This is a genomic window from Paraburkholderia sp. Ac-20347 (assembly GCF_017104805.1).
GTDB classification, from domain to species: Bacteria; Pseudomonadota; Gammaproteobacteria; order Burkholderiales; family Burkholderiaceae; genus Paraburkholderia; species Paraburkholderia tropica.
The window spans coordinates 1-5,697 of sequence record NZ_JAAGPN010000386.1 but is presented as its reverse complement, the minus strand read 5'-3'; the positions used below and the strand labels follow the sequence as shown (position 1 = coordinate 5,697).

Annotated in this window: 6 protein-coding genes; 4 read left to right on the top strand and 2 right to left on the bottom strand. The window is 68.4% G+C overall.

The window, feature by feature from the left end; genetic code table 11:
• Positions 1-1,015 (bottom strand): collagen-like triple helix repeat-containing protein (locus tag G3N97_RS35900; protein WP_205997561.1); only part of this gene is annotated, 1,015 nt, incomplete at its 3' end.
• A 90-nt stretch (positions 1,016-1,105) separates the two neighbouring features.
• Positions 1,106-2,680 (bottom strand): collagen-like triple helix repeat-containing protein, encoded by a 1,575-nt coding sequence (locus G3N97_RS35895; RefSeq protein WP_205997560.1) that lies wholly within the window; start codon positions 2,678-2,680, stop codon positions 1,106-1,108.
• Positions 2,681-3,420: 740 nt separating this feature from the next.
• Here G3N97_RS35895 and G3N97_RS35890 point away from each other — a divergent pair.
• The 4 genes from G3N97_RS35890 to cpaB form a co-directional block, all read left to right on the top strand.
• The gene (locus G3N97_RS35890; protein WP_205997559.1) at positions 3,421-3,609 is read left to right on the top strand and encodes a Flp family type IVb pilin; all 189 of its coding nucleotides are present in this window, start codon (positions 3,421-3,423) and stop codon (positions 3,607-3,609) included.
• A gap of 121 nt (positions 3,610-3,730) precedes the next feature.
• Entirely contained in the window at positions 3,731-4,231 is a 501-nt protein-coding gene (locus G3N97_RS35885; RefSeq protein WP_205997558.1) for a prepilin peptidase, read from the top strand.
• Entirely contained in the window at positions 4,228-4,728 is a 501-nt protein-coding gene (locus tag G3N97_RS35880; protein WP_205997557.1) for a TadE family protein, read from the top strand. The genes G3N97_RS35885 and G3N97_RS35880 overlap by 4 nt, the downstream gene beginning before the upstream one ends.
• 79 nt (positions 4,729-4,807) lie before the next feature.
• On the top strand, positions 4,808-5,697 hold an 890-nt coding region (cpaB, locus tag G3N97_RS35875; RefSeq protein WP_205997556.1), incomplete at its 3' end, for a Flp pilus assembly protein CpaB.

Sequence of the window (5,697 nt, the reverse complement as noted above, 5' to 3'; positions counted from 1 at the left end):
TCAGACCCGGAATCGGCGCGGCGCCGTTCGGACCGTTCGGATTCACGAGGCCGCCTGCGTTGGTGACCGTGTTGCCGAGCGCCGACACCAGCGTGCCGACGTCCGCGCCCACCGGCGCGAGCGGCCCGAGCGCGCTGAGCGCGGCGGTGGTGGAGGTGCCGCCCGCCGTCGACGAAATCTTGCTGCCGGCCGTATCGAGCGCGCCGCCAACCTTGGCGAGCAGCCCGGAAACCGGCACGCCCAGACCCGTCGTGGTGCCGACCTGCTGCGTGATCACGCCGGCTGCGATGACGATCGGCGTGATGGCCGTGCTGAGCGGCTGCGTGATCTGCTGGACCGGCGCGGACGAGAGCGCGTTGCCGAGCATCTTGCCGCCGGCGTTGACGGCGTTCGCGGTCGTGTCGAGCACCGTGGCCACCGGCGTGGTGACCGGCGCAAGCGGCGCGAGCGGGCCGCTGCCGAGGCCGTTGACCGTGGTGGCGACGCCCTGGACCACGCCGCTCGTCGCGCTGACGACGTTGCCGAGACCGGCGACCGTCGTGCCGACCGGATTGGCCGTCGAGCCGGTCTGGCCGAGGCCGTTGGAGACGGCGTCGGCGAGCGCGCTCGCCACGGTGCCGGTGCTCGACACCGCGCTGCCGAGGCCCTTCGTGACGTCCGAGCTGGTGCCGCCGGGCAGGGTGGTCGAGCCGATCGCGTTGCCGAGATCGCTGGTGGTCTTGGCGACCGTGCTGACCACGCCGCTCGTGCCGGTGGAGGTGCTGGTGCTGCCGCCGCCGGTGTTGCTGTCACCGCCGGAACCGCCGGTGCCGGTCGTTCCGGTGGTGCCCGTGCTGCCGGTGGTGCCGGTCGTACCGCCCGTGCCGCTCGAAGCCGAGGGCGGCGTGTAGCTGCTGCCGCCGCAGGCGGCGAGGCTCAGGGCGATCACGCTCGCGGCGGCGAGGGCGGTGAGACGCAGGCCGCGCATCAACGTCGCGGACCGGTCGTGCGAAATCGCGAGGGAAAAGCTGGACATAGCGCTGTCTCCTTGTTTCATCAGGCGCTGAAACGGGCTATCGAAGCGATCAAGTTGGGTTAGCCGATGAGCGGACGTAGGCTCAGGCGCTTACTTCTTCGCGCCGAGCAGACCGCCGACGAGCGACGTGAGGCCGGAAAGCGGGCCGGTCGTGCCGCTGCTGCTTGTGCTGCCACCCGTGAGCGAGGCCAGCGAGAGGCCCGGCGTGCTGCTGGCCGTGCTGCTGGAGCTGCTCGACGTCTTGACGCCCGCACCGACGCCGGCGCTCGCCACGACGCTGGTCGTCGTGGTGGCGGCGGTGTTCAGCGTGCCGGCGACGGTGTTGACGACGCCTGCGACGAGACCCGTGACCGGCGCGAGCGGGCTGCTGCTGCCGCCGGTGGCCGAGGTCAGCGTCGAGGTGACCGTGGTGAGCGCCGTCGTCACCGGGGCGAGCGGGTTGCCGCTCGAGCTGCCCGTGATGCCGAGCGCCGCGCCGATGCCGAGGCCCGCGCTGGTGCCGCTCGAACCGGTCGTGCTGCCCGTGAGGCCGCCCGTCAGACCGCTGAGCAGGCTCGTGACCGGCGCAAGCGGATTGCTGCTGCTGCCCGAGGTGCTGCCCGTCAGCAGATTGCCGGCGGTGGCGACGGTCTTGCCCGTATCGGAGACGAGACTGCCCAGACCCGTGGTGACCGGATTGCCGGCGCCCGTCGAGGCGACCAGTGCGCCGCCTTTTTCGAGGCCGCCGCCGAGCGTTTGCAGCAGACCCGCGACCGGCGTGCCGAGGCCCGTCGCCGTGCCGACCGTCTGCGTGGTGGAGGCGAGCACCGAGGTGATCGGCGTGATGGCCGTGCTGAGCTGTTGCGTGACTTGCTGGACCGGGCCGGTCGACAGCGCGGTCGTGAGCGTGTTGCCCGCGCCGGTGACGGCCGTGCCGAGCGTGCTGACCGCGCCGCCGAGCGGCGTGGTGACGGCGGCGAGCGGGGCGAGCGGGCCGCTGCCGAGGCTCGTGACGAGCTGGCCGGCGCTGGTGACCGCCTTGCCCGCATCGCTGACGACGCCGCCCGTGCTGGCGACCGGCGTGCCGACCGGATCGGTGTTGGTGCTCGAACCGAGTGCGCCGAGACCGTTCGACACGCCGCTGCCGAGCGCCGAGACCGCCGCGCCGAGATTCGAGACCACGCCGCCGGCTGCCGTCGTGGTCGCCGAGCTGACGCCCGGCAGCGATTGCGAGGCGATCGTGCTGCCGAGGCCCGACACCGTCGAGCCGAGGTCGCTGACGACCGTGCCCGAAACCTTCGCGACCTGGCCGACCGCGTTCGCCGCGACAGCCGTGCTGCCGCTGCCCGTGCCGGTGGTGCCGCCGCTGCTGGTGTTGCCGTCGCCGCTGCCGCTGCCGTTACCGGCGGTCGACGTGTTGCCGGTGCCCGTTCCCGTGCCGCTCCCCGTATTGCTGTCCGTCGACGTGGTGGTCGTGCCCGAACCGCTGCCCGTGCCCGTGCCGGTGTCGCCGCTGGTGCCGCCGCTGGTGCCGCTCGTGCCGCCACTGGTTTGCAGCGAGCCGCCGCTGCCCGTGCCGCTGCTGAGCGTGCCCGAACCGCCGCAGGCGGTCAGGGAAAGCAGGGTGGCGATGGTGGCGGCAATGGCAGTCAGGCGTGCCGCGTTCGCGATGTGATGGTTCTTCATGGTGTGCCCTCGTCTCTCGTATGGTGTGTATTGCTGTGTGTGTTTTGTGGTGCTGCGGGACATACACTGCAACAGCTGTGCCAATGCGAAAGCGCACGCGAGAAAAACCATCGCGGCGCGGGCGTGGGTATCGTCTGATCAAGACGCCATGGGGCTTTGCGCGAAGCTTTCTTCGCAGGAATCGACGGGCGTGAATGTGCGCGTTACCGTGCGCCGCGCGTTACGTCACGTAACGGAACTCGGGCGATGTTACGAACGCCCGGGGTAACGTGACGAAGTGCTAATCGTTTTGCATATTTTCGAATTGATGAAGTGCTCGAAACAGCAGTTAATCCGCCGCGCATCATTTAAAGCCGCGTGCGAAAAAGTGTTTCGACTCCTGATCAGTTCGCGGGCGTAACGTCGCGCGATAGCGTGCTGAAAGACGTTATGGTTTGCCCTGAGTGAATAAAAAAACGCCGCGTGCCGATAATGATGTTACGTGGATACAACGACGTAACGCACGATTGCGTAACGTTCGCGGTTACGCTATAAAAAGCGCATCGAAAACTAAAACACGTTACAAGCAGAGCTGAACGGGGCATTGCATTTAGAGGGGAATGCTTACGATTCGGCCGCAATGTTGGCGGACTGACATGGCAGTCCGTGGACCAGTTGTACCGGCGCATCATTCAAACCTATTCGCTGAGAGAGCCGGTGCAGCATCGCGTGAGAGCGCGAAGAAGAGAGAGAGGGCCGAAATGAACAAGCTGGTAAAGCTTTTTGCTAAAGCAGAAGACGGGGTGACGGCGCTGGAATATGGGCTCATCGCAGGGCTCATCGCCGTGGTGATTGCGGCAAGCGCTCAGGGCTTGGGCACTGAGCTGAAAGCCGTATTTTCCTACGTCACGACTCAACTGACGGCTGCAGTCCCGGCAACGGGCGGCTAAGGCGGCATATCGCTGCGTGGCGGCTTCGCGCTGCCACGCCCGATCATTCAGCTGAACGTAGCAGTGACTTTTCACGCGCTGGCTCGCCGGTTCGCGTGAGGCCTCTGCACGTCGATTCGCGATGAATGCATCCATCATTCCCAGCTGCGTATTCGCCGCGTGGGCGCTCGCGGTCGCGATTAGCGATCTGCGTTCGCGTCGCGTGCCGAATGCGCTCGTGATCGCCGGCCTCGTCGCCGCGCTCGTTGCTGCGTGCTGGCACGCGGGACCGGCGCAACTCGGCGTGGGCCGCGCATTGATTGCCACCGCGATCGGGCTCGCCGCGCTCATGCCGTTCTTCGTGCTCGGCGTGATGGGCGCGGCCGACGTCAAGGTATTCGCCACGCTCGGCGCATGGTGCGGATTGCAGCCCTTGCTCTGGCTCTGGGTGGCCGCGAGCCTCTTTGCATTCGTGCATGCGCTCGCAATTCTCGCGATGCGTGCGCGTTCGCAAGCGACAGCGTCGCGGCGTGTGCAGGTCGTCAGTGTCGGCGCGCGGCGCGGCACGCCTTACGCGACCTGCCTGACCGTGCCTGCGCTCGCGTGGCTCGCATTGCAGTGGATGCCGGGAGCGTTGCAATGATTGCGCGCGCAACGAATTCGTCATGCGAAGCGAAACCACTGACGCGATTGCAGCGCCAGCGCGGCGCAGCCGCCGTCGAATTCGCGATTGCGTTTCCGCTGTTCTTCCTGGTCCTCTACGCGATCATCACGTTCTGCATGATCTTCCTCGTGCAGCACAGTCTGACCGCGGCATCGGCGGACGGCGCGCGCGCTGCGCTCGTCTACGTGAACGCGCAGGACACGGCGACCGCCTTGAGCGGTCGCGCGCAAGCTGCCTGTGCGCGCGCGCTGCAAGGCGTGACGTGGCTCGCCACCGCGCCGACCTGCACGACAGTCGTGAACGCCCAGCCGAGCGGCTGCACGAACAACACGGCGATGGACTGCATTCAGGTCACGCTCAGCTATCCGTGGAGCACGAGTCCGCTGGTGCCCACGCTGCCCATGCTCGGCGCGTGGCAGCCCACCACGCTCGCGGGCCGCGCCACGGTGCAGATCGATCCGGTGAATCTGCTATGAGCCCATCCCATTCGATCCGCCATCACGTCGCGCGCGCATGCGCCGCCGCGCCGTTCAATCGCAATCAAGGCAGCCGCACATGGCCAATCTGACCAAAATCGCCGCGGGCGTGCTGATCGCCGCCGCGCTCCTGCTCGGCATCTTCGCGTTCATGCTCGCGCGCCACACGCCGCCTGCACCCGTCGCGCAACCGGCCGTGGCGGTGACGCAGCCGCTGACGCCCGTCGTCGTCGCCGCGCGCACGCTGCCTGCAGGCCAGCCGATTCCCGCCGACGCGCTGCGCGTCCAGCCGCTGCGCACGCAGCCTGCCGGCTCCGTGAGCGACGTCCAACTGATCGCGGGCCGCGTGCCGCTCGCGGATATCGCCGCCGACACGCCCGTGCTCGACACGCAACTGTCGTCGAGCCTGGCTTCTTCGCTGGCGCCGGGCGAGCGCGCGGTGGCGGTGCGCGTCGACGAAACCAACGCGGTGGGCAATCAGCTCCACGCAGGCAATTACGTCGACGTGTTCTTCACGCTGCGCCGCGACGGCGCCGCCGGTGGCACGGTCGGTACCGGCAGCGCGGAAATCTCCCGCACGCAGGCGCGTCTGCTGATTTCCAAAGCGCGCGTGCTCGTCTTCGGGAATCCCGCCGATACGGCGAACGGCAACGCACAACGCACCAATGGTTTCGGCACGCAGAGCACGACGCCGCGCACGGCGGTGCTCGCCGTGCCGCTGACCGAAGTGAACGACCTGACGCTCGCGCAGAGCCAGGGCCAGTTGACGCTCGCGCTGCGTAACCCCACGGACGACGATCAGATGGACCCGTCGGCGTTCGGGCCGCAGCAGGGCGTTCTGCGCGTGGTCGCGCACGGCGCGCAGGACAACTCGACGCGCGCGGCCGCGGGGGTCGCGCTTGATCAGCTCGCGGGTGCGGAAGCGCCGCGCCAGGCCGCGCCGGTGGCTCATCGCGCGAACACGGGCGG

Coding starts and splice junctions, on each gene's coding strand:
- G3N97_RS35895 (WP_205997560.1), bottom strand. CDS start 2,680: ATGAAGAACCATCACATCGCGAACGCGGCACGCCTGACTGCCATTGCC.
- G3N97_RS35890 (WP_205997559.1), top strand. CDS start 3,421: ATGAACAAGCTGGTAAAGCTTTTTGCTAAAGCAGAAGACGGGGTGACG.
- G3N97_RS35885 (WP_205997558.1), top strand. CDS start 3,731: ATGAATGCATCCATCATTCCCAGCTGCGTATTCGCCGCGTGGGCGCTC.
- G3N97_RS35880 (WP_205997557.1), top strand. CDS start 4,228: ATGATTGCGCGCGCAACGAATTCGTCATGCGAAGCGAAACCACTGACG.